General features: G+C 44.6%; 20 protein-coding genes and 1 other annotated feature. Of the genes, 9 read left to right on the plus strand and 11 right to left on the minus strand.

The genetic code is table 11. The features are described from left to right. Positions 1-26: 26 nt before the first annotated feature. Together pheA and hpf are read right to left on the minus strand one after the other, a co-directional pair. Positions 27-2,033, minus strand: coding sequence for a prephenate dehydratase (pheA, locus tag ABTQ23_RS17080; protein WP_408616966.1), 2,007 nt, complete (start codon positions 2,031-2,033; stop codon positions 27-29). 19 nt (positions 2,034-2,052) lie between these two features. Further along, positions 2,053-2,179, minus strand: a sequence feature (Phe leader region). Between the two features lie 75 nt (positions 2,180-2,254). After that, positions 2,255-2,590, minus strand: coding sequence for a ribosome hibernation-promoting factor, HPF/YfiA family (hpf, locus tag ABTQ23_RS17085; protein ID WP_408616967.1), 336 nt, complete (start codon positions 2,588-2,590; stop codon positions 2,255-2,257). Positions 2,591-2,824: 234 nt separating this feature from the next. Between hpf and ABTQ23_RS17090 the strand changes: the two genes are divergently transcribed. Beyond that, positions 2,825-5,050 carry a sensor domain-containing protein gene (locus ABTQ23_RS17090; RefSeq protein WP_408616968.1) on the plus strand — a complete coding sequence of 742 codons (2,226 nt, stop codon included), beginning with the start codon at positions 2,825-2,827 and terminating at the stop codon, positions 5,048-5,050. A gap of 56 nt (positions 5,051-5,106) precedes the next feature. Beyond that, positions 5,107-7,053 (plus strand): transglycosylase SLT domain-containing protein, encoded by a 1,947-nt coding sequence (locus ABTQ23_RS17095; protein WP_408616969.1) that lies wholly within the window; start codon positions 5,107-5,109, stop codon positions 7,051-7,053. Here ABTQ23_RS17095 and pdxH read toward each other — a convergent pair. After that, a complete protein-coding gene (pdxH, locus tag ABTQ23_RS17100; RefSeq protein WP_408616970.1) occupies positions 7,034-7,693 on the minus strand; it encodes a pyridoxamine 5'-phosphate oxidase in 660 nt (219 codons plus the stop codon). The two genes, ABTQ23_RS17095 and pdxH, sit on opposite strands and share 20 nt — an antisense overlap. A gap of 240 nt (positions 7,694-7,933) precedes the next feature. On the opposite strand from pdxH, the gene ABTQ23_RS17105 reads away from it, so the two are divergent. The 5 genes from ABTQ23_RS17105 to ABTQ23_RS17125 all read left to right on the plus strand — a co-directional run bounded on the left by ABTQ23_RS17105 (position 7,934) and on the right by ABTQ23_RS17125 (position 12,019). Continuing rightward, positions 7,934-8,770 (plus strand): SDR family oxidoreductase, encoded by an 837-nt coding sequence (locus ABTQ23_RS17105; protein WP_408616971.1) that lies wholly within the window; start codon positions 7,934-7,936, stop codon positions 8,768-8,770. Next, positions 8,767-9,774, plus strand: a complete 1,008-nt coding sequence (gene ltaE, locus ABTQ23_RS17110) for a low-specificity L-threonine aldolase (RefSeq protein ID WP_408616972.1) — start codon at positions 8,767-8,769, stop codon at positions 9,772-9,774. The genes ABTQ23_RS17105 and ltaE overlap by 4 nt, the downstream gene beginning before the upstream one ends. Before the next feature lie 9 nt (positions 9,775-9,783). Further along, positions 9,784-10,236 (plus strand): acyl-CoA thioester hydrolase YciA, encoded by a 453-nt coding sequence (gene yciA, locus ABTQ23_RS17115; RefSeq protein WP_408616973.1) that lies wholly within the window; start codon positions 9,784-9,786, stop codon positions 10,234-10,236. A 320-nt stretch (positions 10,237-10,556) separates the two neighbouring features. After that, positions 10,557-11,825: a competence/damage-inducible protein A gene (locus ABTQ23_RS17120; protein ID WP_408616974.1), complete on the plus strand. Its 1,269-nt coding sequence runs from the start codon at positions 10,557-10,559 to the stop codon at positions 11,823-11,825. Further along, positions 11,822-12,019: a hypothetical protein gene (locus ABTQ23_RS17125; RefSeq protein ID WP_408616975.1), complete on the plus strand. Its 198-nt coding sequence runs from the start codon at positions 11,822-11,824 to the stop codon at positions 12,017-12,019. Before ABTQ23_RS17120 ends, ABTQ23_RS17125 begins: the two co-directional genes overlap by 4 nt. Here the strand turns inward: ABTQ23_RS17125 and mltC are convergent, their stop codons facing one another. The 4 genes from mltC to ABTQ23_RS17145 form a co-directional block, all read right to left on the minus strand. Further along, entirely contained in the window at positions 12,020-13,204 is a 1,185-nt protein-coding gene (gene mltC, locus ABTQ23_RS17130; RefSeq protein WP_408616976.1) for a membrane-bound lytic murein transglycosylase MltC, read from the minus strand. Positions 13,205-13,218: 14 nt separating this feature from the next. Next, complete coding sequence (locus ABTQ23_RS17135) at positions 13,219-13,491, minus strand: oxidative damage protection protein (RefSeq protein ID WP_131913697.1); 273 nt, start codon at positions 13,489-13,491, stop codon at positions 13,219-13,221. Positions 13,492-13,580: 89 nt separating this feature from the next. After that, positions 13,581-14,597: an A/G-specific adenine glycosylase gene (gene mutY / locus ABTQ23_RS17140; protein ID WP_408616977.1), complete on the minus strand. Its 1,017-nt coding sequence runs from the start codon at positions 14,595-14,597 to the stop codon at positions 13,581-13,583. A 68-nt stretch (positions 14,598-14,665) separates the two neighbouring features. After that, positions 14,666-15,139, minus strand: a complete 474-nt coding sequence (locus ABTQ23_RS17145) for an Lrp/AsnC family transcriptional regulator (RefSeq protein ID WP_408617038.1) — start codon at positions 15,137-15,139, stop codon at positions 14,666-14,668. Between the two features lie 160 nt (positions 15,140-15,299). Between ABTQ23_RS17145 and ABTQ23_RS17150 the strand changes: the two genes are divergently transcribed. Together ABTQ23_RS17150 and trmB are read left to right on the plus strand one after the other, a co-directional pair. Further along, positions 15,300-16,580: an L-cysteine desulfidase family protein gene (locus tag ABTQ23_RS17150; protein ID WP_408616978.1), complete on the plus strand. Its 1,281-nt coding sequence runs from the start codon at positions 15,300-15,302 to the stop codon at positions 16,578-16,580. A 101-nt stretch (positions 16,581-16,681) separates the two neighbouring features. Continuing rightward, complete coding sequence (gene trmB / locus ABTQ23_RS17155; RefSeq protein ID WP_408616979.1) at positions 16,682-17,398, plus strand: tRNA (guanosine(46)-N7)-methyltransferase TrmB; 717 nt, start codon at positions 16,682-16,684, stop codon at positions 17,396-17,398. Positions 17,399-17,437: 39 nt separating this feature from the next. Here trmB and hemW read toward each other — a convergent pair whose 3' ends face one another. The 4 genes from hemW to ABTQ23_RS17175 all read right to left on the minus strand — a co-directional run bounded on the left by hemW (position 17,438) and on the right by ABTQ23_RS17175 (position 21,819). After that, complete coding sequence (hemW, locus tag ABTQ23_RS17160) at positions 17,438-18,583, minus strand: radical SAM family heme chaperone HemW (protein ID WP_408616980.1); 1,146 nt, start codon at positions 18,581-18,583, stop codon at positions 17,438-17,440. Next, entirely contained in the window at positions 18,577-19,173 is a 597-nt protein-coding gene (gene rdgB / locus ABTQ23_RS17165) for an RdgB/HAM1 family non-canonical purine NTP pyrophosphatase (protein WP_408616981.1), read from the minus strand. Before rdgB ends, hemW begins: the two co-directional genes overlap by 7 nt. Positions 19,174-19,267: 94 nt before the next feature. Continuing rightward, complete coding sequence (locus tag ABTQ23_RS17170) at positions 19,268-20,956, minus strand: NAD-dependent malic enzyme (protein WP_408616982.1); 1,689 nt, start codon at positions 20,954-20,956, stop codon at positions 19,268-19,270. Between the two features lie 23 nt (positions 20,957-20,979). Further along, positions 20,980-21,819, minus strand: coding sequence for a response regulator (locus ABTQ23_RS17175; protein ID WP_408616983.1), 840 nt, complete (start codon positions 21,817-21,819; stop codon positions 20,980-20,982). Positions 21,820-21,826 lie beyond the last annotated feature (7 nt).

Genomic DNA, 21,826 nt, shown 5'->3' on the forward strand with positions numbered 1-21,826 from the left:
CGTTATATGGCATGTTGGGGCCAGTATTAAAAAAGTTGATTCATCAAATGTACATATTGCTCAAAGTTAAGAGTTTGATGCGGAGCAACTTTGGCGTGTAGTGGGTCGGGGTGAATATTAAGCATAATGCCATCCACACCTAATTTGCGTGCAGCAAGAGCCAGTGGCGCAATATCTTCGGCATTGGTGACACCATCACAAGGGTTGAGCAAAATTGGCAGATGAGTCCGCTCTCTTAAAAGCGCAATGGCACTTAAATCGATGATGGAGCGAGTCTGATGGTCAGCACTTCTAATGCCTCTTTCACACAGAATAATCTGCTGATTGCCCTGACTGAGCAGATAATCCGCAGCTTTAAGCCACTCATCAAGGGATGCCACACTGCCTCGCTCAAGAACGATAGGCCGAGTTGTGTTCCCGGCAGCTTTTAATAGCGGGTAGTTTTGCATGTTGGTTGCGCCAATTTGCAATATATCGACTTGACTGGCAATTTGGCGCAAGTGTTCAAGGTGGGTCACCTCTGTCATCACCGGAACTTTAAAAGATTGCGTTGCTTTGTTAAACCAATCTAAACCTGCAAGCCCTGGGCCTTGATAATCATATGGGTTACTCGATGATTTAAAACAGGCACCGTGAATGACCTGCGCGCCATGATCAACGGCCATCTCGACACATTGAGCGAATCTCTGTGGGTCTTCGAGTGTGTCAGGCCCGGCAAATACCACAAAATCACCGCCGCCAATATGGCAATCACCAACGCTAATTCGGGTTGGTTCTGGTTTATGGACCAAGCTTGAAAGCGGCGCATCCAAACCGCGACTTATCACCGATGGTTTATCGACAATGGCGTTAACTGGCTGACTGGCTAGCACTGGCGCAGGTATTTTAGCGCTGTGCACATCAGCAACCGGGTAGCAGCCTAGTACTTTAATAAAACGGGTGATTCGAGTCAGCTCTGAGAGTACTTCTTGCATCGGAGCTGATTCCACATTAGCCATTACATCGACATAAAATAGCTCTTGCCAAGGATTACCTTGTACAGGGCGAGATTCTAAGCGCGTCATATTGATTTTGCGTGAAGCGAAAACCTGCAGAGCATCTGCTAACGCGCCAGGGTGTTGCCCCGTTGACATAATAAAGGTCGTTTTGGCAGGAACGGCTTGTGGTACTTCAATCGGGCTTCTGGCTACGGCGATAAAGCGGGTATAGTTTTCCTGTTGGTTGGCGATATTGCTTTCAATACTTCGCAACCCATACATTTTTCCCCCTGTTTCGCTACCAATTGCAGCGATTGTTGCATCATCGCTATCGGCGACTAATTGCATCGCGGTTGATGAACTATCGACATACTCAAATTTTAGATGGGGAAACTGAGATAAAAACTGACTACTTTGGGCAAATGGTTGCGGATGGCCATAAAGCGTGTGAATTTGACTTAGCTCTGTGTGATCTTTTACTAGAATTCCGTGATCAACTGGAATCGTTAACTCACCAATAATCGACAGGCTTGTTTGCTGGAGCAAGTCATAGACTTCGTTAATACTGCCTGAACTGGTATTGACCAGCGGTAATAGCGCGTAATCGGCGTGTCGTTGCTCAACTTGATTAAAGATCATGCGAAATGTCGGACAGCCAATTTCAATGACCTCTTGGCTAACCGATTCAAAATACCGGCTGACAGCGATGTTACTATAAGAACCTTTGTTCCCTAAAAAGGCAACTTTGATAGGTGAGGTTTCTTGGGGAACATGGCTCTGATGCTGACTAAACTGGCGTTGTTGCATGCGTACTGAATCTTCAATAATTAATCGAAACAGTTCGCTGACATAGCGAGGACTTAAATTTTGTTGGTGGGCTTTTTCAACTAGTGTGGCTAACAGCGATTCTTCGCGAGGAATATCGCGAATCGTCAGTTGATTAGCCAATTTGTGCTGCCCAACCTGATGGCTTAAAGCTTTACGCTTGGCTAACAAAGCGATGAGCTCATCATCAACGGCGTTTATCTGGTGGCGAAGTTGTTGTAAGTCAGTCATGACATTGTTGCTCTTATATATAAAAAAAGCCTCCCGTTTGGGAGGCTTCATGGATTGTTTTTTGATTTCTTATGGACAAACAAATCCGGCCTCCCTATCTGGGGGGGTAAAAAAGAAACCAAAAAAATAAAATTGCATTAAATATTTCATACTAACAGACTAAAAATGTCGCATTTAAAAGTCAAGCCTTGATGCGATTAAAACATCAAGGCTAGGGGTTGTTATAAGTTAGATGAGGTAGACTGATTGATATTCAGGCTACTATCGACTCGTTCTGTAATAGGTTTAGTGTGATGGCGCCGCAATTGGCGTTCTAATTTCTGGCCCAAGCCATTAATTGCTGCATAAAGATCTTCATGTTGTTCGGATGCAAACAATTGACCGTTAGGTACCCCGATTTTTGCTTCGACCTTATAGTCTTGTTTTTCTCGCGTGATGATGACCTGCGGTTTTATCAGCGGTATCTGGGGTTTTTCCAATTTTGCGAAACGGTTTTCAAGTCGTTCACGGATGGTAGGCGTGATATCAATGGATTTACTAGTGATATCAATAATCATATAAGCCCCCTTATAACAATGGGTTGGGTCATAAAACGAATCTGATTACAGATCCAAAAAACTCTTTTGCTAGGACTACTGTAACCTATCTCACTTTTAGTTAAGCAACTTTTAATGAGAACTTCCATCGATTCTACGATTTTTATAAAAACTTTTTAAAAGTCCTTGTTCTTAGTAAGAAAGTCAGGCAAATTTAACTAGATAAGTTCAGTGATAGCACGGGATGGACCGGCTATGCTATGGCTGAATCATGAGAGTATTGCAATGGTCAACGATAATCAGCGAGTTAGCTTAAGCTCTGATTTGGATTTATATCAGGCGAAGACTTATTTAGCAGATGGATTAGCGAACCAAGTTTCCGATTGTTTTTTTCCTCAGTTATGCCAGTTGCTCATAAAACTGCAAGGTTTTGACTGTATCAGTGTTTTTGGCGTCGAAAACTACCAAATACAACAAAAATATCTGCGCAATGTTGGCTATGCCTGCGCCAATGGTCAGTTTTTGCAGTTTAGTGAGCCTTTAGCACTTAGCGAAGTACCATTTGCATTGCATCCAACCTTCGTTCAACAAATTCCTACTTCATATAGCTCATTTGCTCAGTTAGTTGAGCCATATGGCAATTGTGTTTGGAGTATGCCGTTTTTTGCTGGTGGACAGCTCATTGGTTATATTAGTTGTCAATTTAGCCAGTTACCGTCATTAATAGCGGTTGATTTGTTTGAGCAGCTGCTGGCGCATTTTAGCGCGCGCATTATTTACGAATTTGAGTCTTACAACAAACATCTGTTATCGAATTTAGCCGAACTTGCTTTTCAGTATCGAGAAGGCATCGTGATAACCGATATGCAGTTTAATATTGTGCAAGTGAATGAGGCATTTTGCCGCATGAGTGGCTATAGCCAAGAGCAGCTCTTAGCGCAGTGTCTTGATAAATTTTTGCCTGGTCTGCAAGCGGCTTATATCCGTAATCCAACCCAAGCAATCACCGAGTCTATTCGCCAGCATCCCAATGGCCACACTTACATACAATATGAAGAAGTTATTGCCATTGACTGCGCTCTTAATCACAACGCGTATTATTTAATTCATTGCCAAAGCGCGCCGAATAATCAAACCTCTGACGACGAAGTTTACCAGTTGGCCTATTGTGATGAGCTGACTGGGCTGGTGAATCGACGCAAATTACTAGCTGATGTTGAACAGGCATTTCACAGCGCCCGATGTCATGATCGAATCGGAGCGTTACTGTTTATCGACTTGGACCATTTTAAAAATATTAATGACTCTTTGGGACACTCTGTTGGTGATTGGATTTTACAGCAGGTTGCAAATCGGTTGCGTTTGATTGTTCGCGATAGCGATATTTTAGCCCGCTTGGGTGGCGATGAATTTGTTGTTTTGCTTAATGATTTAGGCACAAGCCCAGTATCTGCTGAGCCTCAGGCCGCACTGATTGGCAAGCGTATTATTGAGGATATTTCAAAACCCTATTTTTATCACCAGCAGTTGTTGCATTTGGGGGCAAGTGTTGGGGTAAGTTTATTCCCCGGGCGAAATCAAAGCAGTGATGACTTGCTACGCCAAGCGGATACAGCCATGTATCGGGCGAAGTCGGCAGGGCGCAAAGCATTGCGATTTTTTGAAAAAGGCATGCAGCGAGAAGCCGATCAGCGACTGCAAATCTATAACCTGCTTCGCGAAGCGATATCTGAAAATCAGCTGTGTTTATATTATCAGCCTCAGCACTTATTAAAGACGGGCGAATTGATGGGGGCAGAAGCTTTAGTTCGTTGGCAGCGCCCCGGCAAAATATTGATTGGTCCGCAATCATTTATCCATATTGCTGAAGAAAGTGAACTTATTTGGGAGATTGGGTGCTGGGTTTTAGAGCAAGCATGTACAACTTTTGTAAATTGGCAACAAGAAGGGCTCAAGTTACCTGAAATCTCAGTCAATATTAGTGCCAGACAATTTGCTCAAGATGAATTCGTCGATTTTGTTACACAGGTTTTAGATAAAACTGGAATGGATGCTGGCTATTTGAATTTAGAAATTACCGAATCCATGCTCGTCAGTCATGTTGAAACGACCATCTCTAAAATGCATGAACTGAAAAAATTGGGAATTCGATTTTCCCTTGATGATTTTGGGGCCGGATATTCTTCATTAGCTTATTTAAAACGTTTGCCGGTTGATGAGTTGAAAGTGGATCGCTCTTTTGTTCGAGATATCCCTCATGATCGTCGGAATATGGCTATTGTCGAAACCATTATTGCGATGGCTCAACACCTTGGCTTCGGTGTCACCGCCGAAGGGGTTGAAACCCATCAGCAGCGGGATTTCCTGACCCATCGAGGCTGCTTATTTTATCAGGGTTTTTTGGCCAGCAAACCGTTATCTGCTGATGCGATGCGCCACTATATGCAAGCACATTTACAAAGAAAATTGCTCAGACCTTGATCTGCTGAGCGAGCTGGTCAACACTGGATACATCATGCTTTGCCCGTGGATGGTTCATGCGCTTTAGGCGAGTCTTTATTGTTGTGTTGGCTTTTCTGATTTTTTCGATAACGGCTAAGAGCTCCTTTGCCGATGCTTCGCTTTCACAACAAAGGCAGTTATATCAACAAGCTAGAAGCGCACAACAGCAGGGAAATTGGCGTGAATCTCGCCAATTAATGGGCCAGCTTAAAGATTATCCACTCTATAGTTATTTGCGTTTTTATGATTTGCTGGCGCATTTAGATATCGAGCATTACCAGCAAATTAAAGACTTTCGAGCACGTTACCGGCAATTACCCATTACCGATATTCTCGAACGCCGCTATATGTTTGTGCTGGCTCGGGAACATCATTGGTCCAAGTTGCTCGATTTTTTTGATCAAGAGCCGAACACCCCTTCGCTTCAATGCAGCTACTTTTACGCTCACTATAAACTTGGGCATAAATCGTTAGCGATGAAAGGCGCTAAAAAGCTGTGGTTATATGGTCATTCACGGCCTAAAAGTTGTGACCCGCTGTTTGCTGCACTTTCTCGCTCAAAACATTTAACTGCCGAGATGGTTTGGCAGCGCTATCTGTTGGCCTATGAGAGTTATCAAGGGCGTTTGCAAAGTTATCTGGAACAGCGATTGACCGGGAAATATCGCGCCGCGGCAAAAATCCTTAAACGTGATGATGCTAGCCCAGAAAAACTGTTGCATCAATCCGCTAAATTAAGCTCATTGCACCGGCAATCATTAAGGCTAGTGTTGATGCGCCTGACCTGGCAACAACCCCGTTTAGCGATAGAAATATACAATCGCTATAAAAGCGCATTAAAAATAAAAGGCCGTGATGATAGAACGTTGATTGTTCAGTTAGTGCGCTCGGTGATTCGTTATCCCGAGTCAAACCTGCTCGAGTGGGCAGATAAGCAGCTGAGTCAGCATCGTGATTTAACCACCTTAGAACGACGAATTCGATTAGCATTAGCGCAGCAAAATTGGACTGATGTGGCGAAGTTTTTAAGCTGGTTACCCAAAGGAACCTACCACAAAGACGTTTGGCAATATTGGCAGGCCCGAGTTGATGAAAAACAGGGTAAGGCTGAAATGGCTAAGCAAATTTTCACAGATCTTACTAAGCAGCGCAGTTACTATGGATTTCTTTCGGCGCAGCGCTTGGGGATAAATTATCATTTTAATCGCGCCATTTTACCTGCAAATATGCCTAATGATGCTTTGGATAACCCCATGTGGCGGCAGGTTCGAGAACTCATGGTTCAGCACGATTACCGCCAAGCTTATCGTTTATGGCGGGTATTTTTAACCCTGCACTCTGACCAGCAATTGCGTTGGGGAGTGGAGGCGATGCAAAATGATTGGCCGCAGTTAGCTGTTTACAGCACGATTCATGCTCGAGCCTGGGATATGTTGGACCTTCGTTTCCCATTTGCGTATCAGGATATTTTTACCCAGCAGGCTCAGCGTTTTTCGATTGATCCTTTATTGACAATGGCGCTTGCTCGTCAAGAAAGTGGCTTTTATCGATATGCTCACAGCCATGTAGGAGCCCGTGGATTGATGCAAATTACCACGGCAACCGCGCATCATTTGCTTGCCAAACAGGGCAAAAAACTCAGCTCTACCGCGCAGCTTTATGATCCAAAACTGAATATTGAGCTGGGCAGTTTTTATTTATCGAAACTGCTTGAGCGTTATCAGGGCAATCGGTTTGTCGCAATGGCCGCATATAATGCAGGGCCATCACGAATTGATCAGTGGTTTGACCGCTTTGGCTCGCTGCCAGCAGATATCTGGATTGAAGTGATTCCATTTAATGAAACCCGTCGTTATGTGAAAAACATACTGAGTTTCCAGCTCATATATGCACATAATTCAGGGCAACAACAGGCTTTGATTAAAGAGCACGAAGCTCACGTCAATCCAGCGGTGATTTTGGCTAAGGGCTCAGACGAGTAACATGCCAATTGTCATGTTCATCGGTTCTTGAGTAGACATAACGATCATGTAGACGATCAGCTTTGCCTTGCCAAAATTCAATAACCAGTGGCACCACTCGATAGCCACCCCAAAACTCAGGGCAGGGCACTTCTTTATCTTTAAAGTGTTCTTGAAAGTGTTGAACCTGCTGTTCAAGACTTTTACGAGAGTCTATCGGATGACTCTGATGGCTCGCCCAAGCACCAATACGACTACCGCGACCACGGCTTTGGAAATACGCATTGGATTGCTCATAACTGACTCGCTCAACTCGCCCTTCAATACGAACTTGGCGCTGCAGTATATTCCAGTGAAAGGTTAAACTGGCATGTGGATTGGCATCCAGTTCACCAGCTTTGCGACTTCCATAGTTGGTATAAAAAACAAAGCCCTGTTCATCAACTTCTTTTAGTAAAACGACTCGCGCCGAAGGTATTGCCTCTTTGGTGGCAGTTGAGACTAGCATTGATTCAGGCAGGACTATCCCACATTTTTTTGCGGCATCGAACCATTGATCAAAAAGCTTAAACGGCGGTTCATCTCCGGTCGGTTCCGGCAGAGAAACCAAAACTCCCTGACCTAGAGTCAATGCGCAGCGTAACTTACTAAACAGCGACATAGTTTTCTCTTGTTTTGATTAACTTGTATCTTGGCAAATCTTACCATGAATCAGTTCAGTTCAGGACAAATAAAGGCCAGAGAGTGTTAATTTAGTTTGATAGGGAACTCGTTGACTTAGCTAAACAATATTTAAAGTGCACCGAGCGTCATCAGCCTAAAAATAAAACTGATAAAATCAACGACTAAAAGGATGTCTTCAGTTGCCATTTTAAGGATAATAGGGCGCAAGGAGATGAGTATGACAAAACATATCCAGCAAATTGCAATTGTTGGCTGCGGGTGGCTGGGAACTCCACTGGCTTTTCACTTAAAAGGACTTGGCTTTGATGTGCGTGGTTCGCGTCAGCATGTAAGTGCGCGGCTTGATTTAACGCAGGCAAAAATTGCCAATACGGCTTTGTCTTTAACGCCTGAATTGGTGTGTGATGATGCCCCATTATTATTTGAAGGTTGCGATCTACTTATTATCAATATTCCGCCACGTCGAAAATCTCATGATAGCGCTTATCATATCGCTCAAATTGATGCGCTTAAGCAAGCGGCAATTGATTATCAAATTCCTCGTGTGCTATTTGTCAGTTCGACGTCGGTGTATGGTCCCAATCAAGGGGTTGTTGATGAATCAACACCGCTAGAACCGGTCAGTGAGTCAGGAAAAACGCTAGCAGCGATTGAGCATGATTTACAAATGAGCCCATTAAAAAGCTGTATTTTACGCTTTGGTGGTTTGATTGGTGCAGGGCGCCATCCTGGACGTTTTTTATCGGGACGCGTCGTTGCTGGCGCTGATGCGCCAGTGAACTTAATTCACCAAAAAGATTGTATCGGCATTATTCAGGCAATCATCGAACAAGATCTATTTAATGGTTCATACAATGCGGTTTGTGATGCCCATCCGTGCAAGCAAGAATTTTATGAAGCCGCCGCCAAGGCTTTGTCTTTAGAACTGCCGCAGTTTAGTCAAACCAGTGCAGGTAATAAATTAATTAGTAATCAAGCGTTAAAACAGGCACTTGGTTATTGCTTTATTTATCCGGATCCAATTGCTTGGATTACCCAACAGGAGAGCCAATGATCGATTTTCGTAGTGATACAGTGACTCAACCAACTGAGCAGATGCGCCGTGCAATGGCCAGTGCTCCGGTCGGAGATGATGTCTATGGGGATGATCCCAGCATTGAATATTTACAAAAAAGTGCAGCTGAAAAACTCGGCAGTGAAGCTGCATTGTTTTGCACCTCAGGGACTCAGGCTAATTTACTGGCTTTGATGAGCCATTGTGGTCGAGGCGATGAGTATATTTGTGGATTAAGTGCTCATAACTTTAAATATGAGCAGGGCGGCGCTGCTGTTTTAGGGAGTATTCAACCGCAGCCGGTGGTGAATCAAGCGGATGGAACGTTGGCTCTAGAAGATGTTCAAACAGCCATTAAACCCGATGACATTCATTTTGCGCGCACTAAATTGGTATCGATTGAAAACACCATCGGAGGGCAGCCTATTGCGATGGATTACTGGCCGCAAATTAGTCAGTTATGCCATTCTCATCAGCTGAAACTACACATTGATGGCGCAAGGCTCTATAACGCTGCGGTAAAACTAAATGTTGATATCCGTGAGATTACTCAGCATGTTGATACTTTTACGCTATGTTTATCCAAAGGTCTGGCCGCTCCTGTGGGCTCACTATTACTCGGCCCGCGAGATTTTATCAAACAAGCAACTCGCATTCGTAAAATGTTAGGCGGTGGTTGGCGCCAAGCTGGTATTTTAGCGGCAGCGGCACAAATCGCGCTCGATGAGATGCCAAAGCGGCTGCATGAAGATCATGAACTTGCTGAATATTTAGGGCAGCGTCTGGAAGAAGTTGAGCAGCTTGATGTTGACCATACAATGCTGCAAACCAACATAGTTTATGCCCGTTGCCGCCTTGGAAAATCGCGAGAGCTTGAAGCATTTTTAAAAGAACGCGATATACTCATTTTTGGTACTCAACCGATTCGGTTTGTGACCCATTTAGATGTTAACCGCGACAGTGTCGATCAATTGGTCGCAGCGATAAAAGAATTTTATCGCTAAGGAGATGATGTGAGCGAAGCTGAACGACAACCCGAAGGCCAGATGTTATTGCGTACTCTGGCAATGCCAGCCGATGCGAACGCCAATGGCGATATTTTTGGTGGTTGGATTATGTCGCAGATGGATATCGCTGGCAGCATTTTAGCCAAAGAGATTGCGCTTGGCCGCACTTGCACGGTTTCGGTCAACGGCATGACGTTTATCTCTCCGGTGCAAATTGGTGATGTTGTGTGTTGTTATGGCCAATGTCAACGTATTGGTAATAGTTCGTTGACGGTTAAACTCGAGGTTTGGGTGAAACCGGTGCTGCGCAAAATTGGCAGTGAGAATCGTTTTTGTGTTACCGAAGCAACATTCACCTATGTCGCGATTGATGATGACGGTAAACCACGGCGAATTCCTGAGCACACCCGTAAAGCCTATCAAAGTGATGATGCGAATGCTGGCGGCAATAATAACTAGGGGGTGTTGATCTTTGGTGGTTGAATGTTGTTCAAATTAAACGCATTTTGAACGAGGCGCATCCTGTGTCGCTTAATGAGTTAAGCAAGCAGGATGCAACAAAGTTCAGGATGCGTTTAAATGAACCCGAAGGGCAGTATCTGAGAGGAATTTATCCAGCGTTAAACGTTTTTTGTGCAGAACTACACGGCCACAACGTTTATCTGCCTAAATTCCTCTCAGATGGCTGCAAAACTAATTACAAAAGGTCAACAGCCCCTAGCACATTGTCATAGCCGTGCAGTATTCTTGCTGATGGTCGTTTTTATCAAGGAGTAGTCGTGATTATTGAAATGCTTAGCACGGGTGATGAAGTGCTTCAGGGTGATATTGTCGATACCAATGCCGCTTGGGCTGGTCAGCAATTAGCTGAGCGCGGTTTAAAATTTTCTCGCCGTCAGACGGTGGCAGATGATCTTCCGACATTGGTCTCAGTTCTCGATGAATGTTGCCAGCGCGCCGACTGGCTGCTTGTGAATGGTGGCCTTGGCCCGACGAGTGATGATTTAAGCGCACAAGCCGCTGCAATGTTGTTAGGGGTAGAGCTTGAGCTTAATCAGTCGTGGGTTGAAAACATGCAAAGGTGGTATGAGCAAAAACAGCGCGAGATGCCACAAAGTAACCTCAAACAAGCAATGCTCCCACAAGGAGCGGAGCTGATTGATAATCCGGTTGGGACCGCTTGCGGTTTTATCATCACTCATCACCAGTGTCAGGTCTTATTTACGCCCGGCGTTCCGAGTGAATTTAAGCATATGCTCACACACAGCTGGTTGCCCCGTTTAAGTGATGGTCAAAGTGCCAATGTGAAACGTTTCTTTGCCTTTGGTTTGTCGGAATCAGGAATTGCGCAGCAGTTAGATGAGCTAGAACTGCCAAAAGGCGTGCGCTTAGGCTTTCGCGCTGAACGACCTAGTATTGAGGTTAAAGTCTTTTCTGAAAAATCAGCAGCGCCGCATGTTGAGCATCTTTATGAGCAGATCCGTGGCAAATTAAAAGAGCAGCTATTTAGTGAAGATGAGAGCAACTGGGCTGCTTTAGTGCAAAAGCAGATGATTGATAAGAATCTCAAGTTAACCTGCGCCGAATCGTGCACCGGTGGCATGTTAGCCAGTCAGTTAGTCAGTGTCCCTGGAAGTTCAGCCTATTTTGAGCGTGGTTTTGTAACCTATACCAATCAAGCTAAGCAACAGATGCTTGGGGTGCAAAGTCAGTTATTAGATAATTTTGGTGCTGTTTCTATCGAAGTAGCCGAGGCAATGGCTAAAGGTGCGCTTAAACATAGCGAAGCTGATATTGCTTTAAGTATTACTGGCATTGCAGGCCCAGATGGTGGGAGCGATGAAAAACCAGTTGGCACTGTCTGTTTTGCTCTAGCAACAGCGCAAAGCTGTTTTACGCAGCGCTTATTAATGACTGGGCGAACTCGCCAAGCGATTCGTGAAACTGCAGCGGCAACCGCGCTCGATATGTTGCGCCGTTATTTGAATAATCAGCCTATTTGGGGCGATTATGATTTAATTCGCCGAGTTCAGGTTAAGCAATCATGAGTGATTTTAACGAGTTTAACCGCCGCCATAAGCAGTCTTTTGCACAGCAGCAGCGCTGGCTAAAAAAAGTATTGTCAGGCCAGACGCTGCAATGTGAAGTTTGCCATCAACCGCTTAAAACTGAGCGCAATGGTGAACTTCTTATTGTTCAATGCGATAAAGGTTGCACGCATGTTGAACTGACCGTTGGGTAGCTACCCTGCGGTATCTAAGGTTTTAAACTGCTGCTCTGCTTTGTTGACTTTATACAGGTAACGCCGTGATTCTGAACTTGGGTGATCTTTGGTTAGGTAACGGTAAACCTGTGAAGAGCTTAAGCTATTGATACGGCTAATTGCCCAAGATTGGCGCGAGCTAAAGGTTTTAAAAACATTTCCAGCACCACCGTTGTATGCCGAAATAATGCTATAGCGTCTTGATAGAGGATTGCGAATCTCTTTAAGATAAACGGTTTTAAGGATATGCAAATAAGCGGTGCCGATATCAATGTTAAAACTTGGACTTAGCAAAGCTCGGCCGCTGGGTTGACCAGAGCGCTTTTTAATGCGCCGATAAACATCAGCGCCAGCTGTTGTTGGAACCACCTGCATAAGCCCATAGGCGTTGGCATGGCTGACTGCATATGGGTTGAAGCTACTTTCTGTTTTGACAATCGCGTAGATGAGCCCTTCATTAATCGAGTAGCGTTTCGCGTAGCGACGAATCAGATCGCTGTAGCGGTATTCACGAATTTTTAAGCTGTCTTGGCTCATCGGAAAGTCGACATACCAGATTTTTTTATAGCCGATATGGCGGGTTTGTAGATGATGTTTAATCAGATAATCCGCATAGCGATTGGCTCGCCAGCTCCACTCAATCGGTTGATTGTCTTGGTCCAAAACCTGTTTGTATAAAAACGGTTTGCCTTTACCCAGAATAAACGCTTTATCAGAAAAAAGATCCACTTTGGTCGGATCGTCAGGGGTGAGTAGTGTTGCAACGATGGCTTGTTGAAGTTCTTGTTTGGGTTTAACGGTGGCAACCGTTTCAACCTGAACATAGCCCTTTTGAAAATCAATCGCTGCACGCGTGCGATAATTATTGGTGTATTTTACGTAGGTTTTACGACTGGCAACAAGGTCGTCATTTTTCCCCCAAACCTCATGAACGTTATCAGTCAGTTTGGCTATGAGACGATTGAACCCTGCAACATCTTTTTTGATGGCCCGAGGATGCGTTGCGTAATATTGGCCTTGATCTTTGGCAAGCTCAACGGCTGCTGTTTTGGGGTCATGCGAGATAAGGATCCGCACAATTCGATCGGGGCCAATTCCATTGCTACATCCGGTTAGCACCATTAAAACCAGTGCTAACAAACATCGGGTCCATCTTTTTATCATAAGCCGTTCATTGGTTACTCTGAGGGAGGCGTATACCCATCAATTGAGACATCTTCCTGATTAAATAAAAAATTGACCATCGCCTCTTCGAGTACTTTTCGGTCATCAGCATTCATCAAATTCAATTTTTTTTCATTGATTAGCATGGTTTGTTTGTGTTGCCAAAGGCTCCATGCTTCTTTGCTGATATGATCATAAATTCGCTTACCTAGTTCACCGGGAATGACTTGATAATCCATTCCTTCAGCTTCTTTTTGTAAGCGCTGACAAAAAACCGTCCGCGTCATATCATCCTCTTTGTCTTTTGTGGTCCACTTTATTATGGACGAGTTATATCAAACCTGGTAAAAATCCGCCAGTTTCCGTTGATTTTACATCATTTTGCTAAGCTTAAATGCTTGCTTATAAATTTACGAATTGGCGTCGGTAATCCCAGTGTCTTAATTTGCTCAATCGAAAAAAATTGTCCGCTCAATCCATTGGTTTGTTTGCAATTGAGTACTTCAGCGTCAAGTTTATAGTGGCTAAAAACGTGTTTAAAGGTTCCTTTTCGCTGGCTGGGGGATATTTCGCAAACTTGCTCAGCCGCTAATTGCGGTAAGCACCACAATCCCGCCCATATCCCAGGTGCTGGGCGCTTTTGTAAATAAAGCTGGTGGTTTTGTTCAATCCATAAAAATTGGCCGATTTTGGTTGGTGTACTCTTTTTCGGTTTAGGCGTTGGTAACTGAGCAACTTTGTCACTTTGATAGGCCTGACAGCTATCCATCAGTGGGCAATTGGGACAATCGGGATTTTTCGGTGTGCAGACCGTTGCGCCCATATCCAGCAATGACTGGGCATAAGCACGGCAATCTTTCTTTAAGGTGTAACGCTCGGCATATTCCCACAACTTTTTATTCACAGCCGTGGTTGAAGGAACCCCTTCGATGGCAAAATAGCGACAAAACAGCCGTCTAACGTTCCCGTCAACAATCGGGCCGCGTTCATCATAAGCAAATGAGACAATTGCACCTGCGGTATAACGACCTACACCGGGAATTTGTTCAATCTGTTTGAGCGTGCGTGGATAATGCCCAGAGAACTCATCAACCAGATAACGCGCCGCTTTTTGTAGATTTCTCGCCCGTGAGTAATAACCCAGTCCCTGCCAATGGCTCATGACCTCATCTTCATCTGCTTGCGCCAGAGCTAGAAGATTAGAAAATGCACTCATCCAACGTTGAAAATAGCCAATCACCGTTGTTACCTGGGTTTGCTGGAGCATGATCTCTGATACATGCACCGAATAAGGGGTTGGGTTTTGTTGCCATGGCAGATCATGACGGCCATGAGTAGATGCCCAGTTGACTAAGGTTGAATTGAAATGCTCGGGAGATAAAACGGCTTTCATAACTGACTCGATAGCAAAAATCTCTGGCACTATAGCACGCCCCCTATACTGACAAAAACCGCATAAAATTAGCGGTTATCTTTAGGGCGATAATCGGTTGGCAGCTCAGTGGTCTTTTTAAATGTCTCCATCGCAAAGGCAGAACTGATGTCCGCAAAATCGAGATGTTCAATCAGCTTTTTATAGATGACATCATAGCGGTCAATATCAGGTACGACGATTTGTAACAGATAGTCCACATCACCACTTAAGCGGTGCGCTTCAATAATCTCTGGAATATCGCTAACTAGTTGTTTAAATCGCTCTAACCAAGCTTGCGAGTGCGAAGACGTTTTTATGGAGACAAACACCGTAACGCCTAAATTGAGTTGTGCTTTATCTAGCAGGGCCACTTTGGCGCGAATCACACCATTTTGTTCCAATTTTTGGATTCGCCGCCAGCATGGGGTGGGCGATAAGCCAACTCGTGATGCGATGGTTTGTAGGCCAAGTGTGACATCACGTTGCAGCAAACTTAAAATTAAACGATCTTTGCTATCCAGTTCCATTTTAAAAAATCAATAATATAGAAAATATATTCTTTAAATTTAACTTAAAAAGGAAAAATTTTCTAAATTTAAATAGATAATGAGTCTACTTTGCAAACTCTTTCTTGATGCACTGCGATAAGCTAGCCAGTAGCCGTTGATCATGGAGTGGAAGATGTCGTTAGAGTCGTTGTTTCTTGATGCCCTGCAAAAATCGTTAAAACCTGCGCTAGGGTGTACAGAGCCATTAACTGTTGCTCTGGCCAGCGCTTGGGCGCGTTACTATAGCTGTGGCGAGTTAAAAAGCATGGACGTTAAGGTTAGTGCTAATTTATATAAAAATGCCGCTGGGGTATTTGTCCCCGGTACTGGGATGACTGGGCTTGGAATAGCTGCTGCAGCTGGCTGGTGGGGCGGCGACCCTAGGCAAGGTTTGCAGGTCCTAAGTACGCTTGATGAAAAAGCTTTAGTCGCAGCAAAGCAGAGCTTATCGAGCCAGACCCTTAAGGTGAGTTACTGCGATCATCCGGATGTATTTTATACCCATATTAGCGCTCAAACCGATAGTGAAAGCATTTGCGTGCTGATGGGGCATTGTCATGACGGTTTAATGCAAGTACAAGTCAATGGAGATGTGTGTTACGAGCAAAGTACCGAGAAGCCTTTTGCATCATCATCAGAACAGCTTGATAAAAAATGGTCCGTTGCTGAAATTGTGCGCTTTATTGAGCAGGTCGATTTAAAAAAATTGGCTTTTATCGAGCAAAGCGCAACGTTGAATGTTGCGCTAAGTGAGTTAGGTGAGCGTGACTCAATGGGGCTTGCGATTGGCGCACAATTGCGCCAGCAGCAGCGCCGCGGTTATATCAGCGATGATTTATCCACAGAGGCGATGATTTTATCTGCCAGTGCCAGTGATGCTCGCATGGCCGGTGCGCCGCTCGCTGCGATGAGTAATTCAGGTAGTGGTAATCAAGGAATTGCCGCCACTTTACCAGTCGTTGCGGTGGCAAAACGTTTGCAAAGTAGCAAAGAGCAACGTTTGCGGGCGCTGGCTATGAGTCATTTATTGGCTATCTATATTAAGAAGTTGCAATCCCCGTTATCGGCGTTGTGCGCTGCTACAACTGCGGCGATGGGCGCAGGAGCGGCGATAAATTGGCTGTTAGGCGGTGATATTCAACAGGTCGAGCAGACTATCCGTTACATGATTGGGGATATCAGTGGTATCTATTGTGACGGTGCAAAACCTGGGTGTGCCTTAAAAGTATCAACAGGTGCACAGGCGGCAGTTAAAGCGGCGCTATTGGCTCTTGGTGGCCGAGCGCCTTTAAGTGACGGTGTTTTAGAACGCTCGGTTGATGAATCACTAAAACACCTAGGTGAGCTGACTCTCAGTGCGCTTATTCCAACGGATCAAGCTATTATTGGTTGGATTGCCGCGCGCCAGAACTAAAGCGATATAAAATAAGCAAGAAGTGCTGCTTTTTTGACTTGCGCTTAGGGCTGCTTTTTGGATAATGCAGCCAATTATAGTTATCAAAAAGAGAAAGCTGAATGAGTGAAGCGCATGAACAGGCGGAATTTGACGCAGCCAAACCTAGACGTCAGATCAGAAGCTTTGTGAAGCGAGAAGGGCGTTTAAGCCATCGTCAGGCGCGGGCGTTAGAAGAATTCTTGCCTGTGTATGGTTTGGCCCATCAGAGTGAACTATTTGATTTAGATGCTATTTTTAATCGCCAAGCGCCGCGAATCCTAGAAATTGGCTTCGGTATGGGCAAATCCCTTGTGCAGATGGCCAAAGAGCATCCGGAGATCGATTATATTGGTATTGAAGTTCATCGCCCTGGTGTCGGTGCGTGTCTTGCTGATATGCAAGATATGAACTTAAGTAACATTCGAGTGATTGATCACGATGCTGTTGAAATTCTCAAAGATAATATTGCCGATGCTTCACTGAGCAAGCTGCAACTGTTTTTCCCTGACCCATGGCATAAAAAACGTCACCATAAACGCCGAATTGTACAGCCTGAATTTGCTGATTTGGTTCGCCAAAAATTAGCGATTGGCGGTGTTTTCCATATGGCGACAGACTGGGAAAACTATGCTGAGCATATGCTAGAGGTGATGACTCAGGCGCCTGGATATAAAAACTTATCTTTAAGTGGCGATTATGTGCCGCGGCCAGATTCTCGGCCTTTGACTAAGTTTGAAAATCGTGGTCAAAAGCTTGGTCACGGCGTGTGGGATTTAATGTTTGAGCGTATAGAATAAATATCTGCAGCGGCTATTGCCGCTGTTTTTTATTGAGCTCTATTCGACTAAAAAAAGATCTAACAGATCATTTAAAAATAGATGGCCTCTGCTGGTCACTTGCCAACAATCACGGTTGTCGCTCATCAAACCTAGCTCGATTGCCTGCTGTATGGGTTCGTTAATGCCAGTTGGGTCTAAATCGGTTAAGGATTGGTATTCTGCTTTGGGAATTTCTTCAAAAAGACGTAGCCGATTTAAAAAATACTCAAAAGGACGATCTTTTATATCCACCTGCCAGCTTTGATCGAGTGCTGGACGATTTTTTTCTAAATAGCCTTTCGGGTGGCGAACTTTTACATGGCGGACAATGCTATTGTCGCTTAACTGGGTTAATTTGCCATGCGCGCCACAGCCAATTCCTAGGTAATCCCCAAAGCGCCAATAATTAAGATTGTGTCGCGCTCGGTCATTCGCTAAACCATAAGCAGATATCTCATACTGGTTAAAATTATTTTCTTTGAGCAGCGCTTTGCCGGCAGTTTCAATATCCCAAAGTCGTTCATCATCGGGCAGTTTAGGTGGATGGCTGGCAAATGCCGTATTTGGTTCAATCGTTAACTGGTACCAGCTAATATGCGTTGGTCCAAGTGCGATAGCCTGTTTTAGATCGCCTAAAGCGCCTTGAGCATCTTGGTTGGGCAGCCCATGCATCAAGTCTAAATTAATGCGTTCAAATCCACTTTGCTGCGCCATTTCGACAGCTTTGATGGCTTGGGCACTGTCATGAATTCTTCCTAAGCGTTTTAGTTTTTCATTCTCAAAACTTTGAATACCGAGTGACAGACGGTTCACTCCAGCTTGGCGATAGCCAGCAAAGCGTTTTGCCTCAGCAGTCCCAGGGTTGGCTTCCATGGTAATTTCAATATCATCTTCAAACGTAATACGCTGGGCAATGGCATCCAGTAAGCTGGCAATGGCTGCTTCAGATAACAGGCTCGGCGTGCCGCCGCCGATGAAGATACTGTGCAGCGAGCGCCCTTGAACCCAAGCTAACTCTTGGTCCAAATCATTGATAAGCGCGGCAATATACTCTTTTTCGGGCAGCGGGCCTTTTTGCCCATGCGAGTTAAAGTCGCAATATGGGCATTTTTGTACGCACCAAGGAATATGGATGTATAGCGAAAGATTGGGCAGCGCTAGCATAGATTTCCTAACTGTTGAACCAACAATTTCAGGGCAATGGCGCGATGGCTAATAGTATTTTTTTGCCAAGGGCTGAGCTCTGCTGAACTTTGTTGGTAGCCATCAGGAATAAATAACGGATCGTAACCAAAGCCATTCTCACCATGAAGTTCAGTGCTAATCACGCCGTTCCATTGGCCATGACAGATAATTGGCGTTGGGTCATCGCTATGGCGCATATAAACTAATACGCAGTGAAAACAGGCTTGGCGCTGGCTTGCCGGGACATCTTTTAGTGCAGCTAAAAGCTTTTGATTATTCTCATCGTCGGTTGCGTTAATTGCGCTATAACGGGCTGAGTAGACACCCGGCGCACCAGCTAAGGCTTGAACGCTTAAGCCTGAATCATCGGCAATTGCGCTCAGACCTGTTTGTTTGGCTGCATGACGCGCTTTGATAATGGCATTTTCGACAAATGTAGTTCCTGTTTCTTCAGCACTTTGAATGTTAAATGCTGATTGGGGCACAATGTTGAGTGAATAAGGCTTGAGTAATTCTTGCAGTTCATTGACCTTGCCTTGATTGGAACTGGCTAATACAACCTGAGTCATGACATTATCCTGAAATCTAAATGTGAGGCGATCATAACCAGATATGGGGCAGATGCAACCTTATCAGCATCAGCCCCCGAGAAATAAAAGCGCACTAAAATGAGGTGCGTTTATAGCTTCGATATTGTGCTTGCCAAAAATTATCCTGAATGGATTGTTCTAAATATTCATCACTCACCTGCGGGGCAAATCCCTCCTCTATGGCTTGTTTGGCAACTTCAAAGGCAATGGCTTTGCTAAGAGGTTGAATTGCATCCAATGGCGGTAGTAATAACCCTTTTCCATAACGGGCTAGCGGGGAATGCTTGGCAAGAGTTAGGCTGGCTCGCATGAGCATTTCATCGCTAATCTGGGTAATTTTGGCAGCAATGACAGCAAGTCCTACGCCAGGAAAAATATAGCTATTGTTACATTGGGCAATGGGATAAGTTTTTCCCTCAAATTCAACTGGTGAAAATGGGCTGCCGGTGGCAATCAAAGCGTTGCCATTGCTCCAATGAATGAGATCCTCTGGTGTGGCTTCAACGCGGCTGGTGGGGTTTGAAAGTGGGAAAATAATAGGGTATTCACAGTAACTACAGATTTTACGAATAAGCTCTTCACTGAACATTCCCGCGGCCCCTGACACACCAATTAAAACGGTCGGTTTTGCGTGTTCAATCACATCATGCAGACTTATCTGCATGTCGGCTACTGACCACTGTTTTTTCAGTGCTGAGCTTTGACAAAGTGGTTTTTGAAAGGCTTTTAAATCATCACTGTTATCAAGTAGTAGTCCTGGCCTATCGACCATAAAGATATTTTTACGGGCACTTGGCTCATCTAGGCCTTCTTTACACATGGCGTTAATAATCGCCTCTGCAATACCACAACCAGCTGAACCTGCTCCCACAAAGCAGACTCGCTGCTCGCTTAAACTCTGATTATTGGCTCGGCAAGCGGCCATTAACGAACCAACAGTGACCGATGCAGTTCCTTGAATATCGTCATTAAAACAGCAATAGCGATTGCGATAGCGTTTTAACAATGGGTTGGCATTAGTTTGGGCAAAATCTTCAAATTGAATGAGCGCTTCAGGCCAGCGGACGTGGATTGCTTGCATGAATTGTTCGACAAATTCATCATACTCATTGCCGGTAATTCTCTCGTGGCGCCAGCCCATATACATCGGGTCATCAAGCAATTGTTGGTTATTGGTACCGACATCCAACACCACTGGCAAAGTATATGCTGGGCTAATGCCGCCGCAGGCAGTATAGAGAGATAACTTGCCAATCGGAATGCCCATGCCGCCAATTCCTTGGTCACCCAAACCTAAAATGCGCTCGCCATCGGTGACCACAATCACTTTGACGTTGTGGCGAGTGGCGTTATTTAAAACCTGCTCAATATTATCTTTATCTGGATAGGTGATGAATAGTCCGCGGGAGCGACGATAAATATTTGAAAATTGCTCGCATGCTAGTCCTACCGTTGGTGTGTAGATGATTGGCATCATTTCAACGATATTCTCTGTGACTAATCGATAGAAGAGCGTCTCGTTGGTGTCTTGAATATTGCGCAGAAAAATGTGTTTATTCATATCGCTACGAAAACTGCGATACTGCTCTAACGCTCGCTGGGTTTGTTCTTCAATGGTTTCAATTGCCTGTGGAATTAGCCCGGTGAGGTTAAAATCACTGCGTTCTTGTTGTGTAAACGCGTTACCTTTATTTAAAAGTGGCGTTTCAAGTAACGCGGGGCCTGCATAAGGGATATATAACGGACGTTTATTATTTTGCATAGCAATTTACTTCCCAAAATAAGTTATGTTTCTTGGCTATACCAAAGGGATAACTGCGTGAGCATGTTCAGCAATAGCTCCCGATTATTTTCTTTAAGCTGGGCTGCGCGAGTAGGGGACTCATCCCGACAACGGTTGCCCAGAGCTGTTTTATTTACATCAATGAGATCTGATGGTTCTGCCTTGGCATCACCTAACTTATGAATAATTGTTTTAATAAGCTGTTCTATTTGCTTACGTTTATCACTGCTATTTGTTGAGTCAGTATAGACGGTGATGAGCTCTTGTTGGTTCTTACAAAGGCTCATAAAGAGATCTGGATCGGTATTTCGAAGTGGCCTGTCATCTTCAGAATCATCACTTAAATAATAATTGTTATGTGATTCAGTTTGTTGCTCTGTTTCTTGGCCGCTTACGACAGGGCGATTGGCTCGGGCAATGGCATATTGAATTGTTTTGATTAATAAGTCGGCGTTGGTAACTTGGCTTTTGCTGATATAATCCTCTGCGCCCATAGATATGGCTTGTAGCCCGAGGGTATCTCGTTCAAACCCAGTTAAAACAATAATGGGTGTACTTGGGTATAATTTTAAGGTCTGTTGCAGCGAGTCAAGCCCCTGCGAATCAGGTAAGTTTAGATCCAGTAACACGATATCAAAGTGCGGATGCGATGGCTCTTTTGCTAATTGCTCAGCTTTTGCCATGCTGGGGACCTGAGTCAGGTGATAGTATGTTTCATTTGCCTGTTCAAGAACTTCTCGTACCAACATCTGATCGGCCATACTGTCTTCTATATGAAGCAATTGATAACGATGGGTTGAATGTTCAAACCAGTCATCACAGTTAGATGCGTTATCGTTCATTGTTGCC

The organism is Celerinatantimonas sediminis, from assembly GCF_046054195.1.
In the GTDB taxonomy this organism is placed as follows: domain Bacteria; phylum Pseudomonadota; class Gammaproteobacteria; order Enterobacterales; family Celerinatantimonadaceae; genus Celerinatantimonas.

Bases quoted from the DNA above. Each gene is read 5' to 3' on its own strand.
- ABTQ23_RS17125 (WP_408616975.1), top strand. From the start codon at position 11,822: ATGAGTGATTTTAACGAGTTTAACCGCCGCCATAAGCAGTCTTTTGCA.
- ABTQ23_RS17105 (WP_408616971.1), top strand. From the start codon at position 7,934: ATGACAAAACATATCCAGCAAATTGCAATTGTTGGCTGCGGGTGGCTG.
- ABTQ23_RS17175 (WP_408616983.1), bottom strand. From the start codon at position 21,819: ATGAACGATAACGCATCTAACTGTGATGACTGGTTTGAACATTCAACC.
- ltaE (WP_408616972.1), top strand. From the start codon at position 8,767: ATGATCGATTTTCGTAGTGATACAGTGACTCAACCAACTGAGCAGATG.
- mltC (WP_408616976.1), bottom strand. From the start codon at position 13,204: ATGATAAAAAGATGGACCCGATGTTTGTTAGCACTGGTTTTAATGGTG.
- pheA (WP_408616966.1), bottom strand. From the start codon at position 2,033: ATGACTGACTTACAACAACTTCGCCACCAGATAAACGCCGTTGATGAT.
- hpf (WP_408616967.1), bottom strand. From the start codon at position 2,590: ATGATTATTGATATCACTAGTAAATCCATTGATATCACGCCTACCATC.
- mutY (WP_408616977.1), bottom strand. From the start codon at position 14,597: ATGAAAGCCGTTTTATCTCCCGAGCATTTCAATTCAACCTTAGTCAAC.
- ABTQ23_RS17090 (WP_408616968.1), top strand. From the start codon at position 2,825: ATGCTATGGCTGAATCATGAGAGTATTGCAATGGTCAACGATAATCAG.
- pdxH (WP_408616970.1), bottom strand. From the start codon at position 7,693: ATGTCGCTGTTTAGTAAGTTACGCTGCGCATTGACTCTAGGTCAGGGA.
- rdgB (WP_408616981.1), bottom strand. From the start codon at position 19,173: ATGACTCAGGTTGTATTAGCCAGTTCCAATCAAGGCAAGGTCAATGAA.
- ABTQ23_RS17150 (WP_408616978.1), top strand. From the start codon at position 15,300: ATGTCGTTAGAGTCGTTGTTTCTTGATGCCCTGCAAAAATCGTTAAAA.
- hemW (WP_408616980.1), bottom strand. From the start codon at position 18,583: ATGCTAGCGCTGCCCAATCTTTCGCTATACATCCATATTCCTTGGTGC.
- ABTQ23_RS17135 (WP_131913697.1), bottom strand. From the start codon at position 13,491: ATGACGCGGACGGTTTTTTGTCAGCGCTTACAAAAAGAAGCTGAAGGA.
- ABTQ23_RS17170 (WP_408616982.1), bottom strand. From the start codon at position 20,956: ATGCAAAATAATAAACGTCCGTTATATATCCCTTATGCAGGCCCCGCG.
- ABTQ23_RS17095 (WP_408616969.1), top strand. From the start codon at position 5,107: ATGCGCTTTAGGCGAGTCTTTATTGTTGTGTTGGCTTTTCTGATTTTT.
- trmB (WP_408616979.1), top strand. From the start codon at position 16,682: ATGAGTGAAGCGCATGAACAGGCGGAATTTGACGCAGCCAAACCTAGA.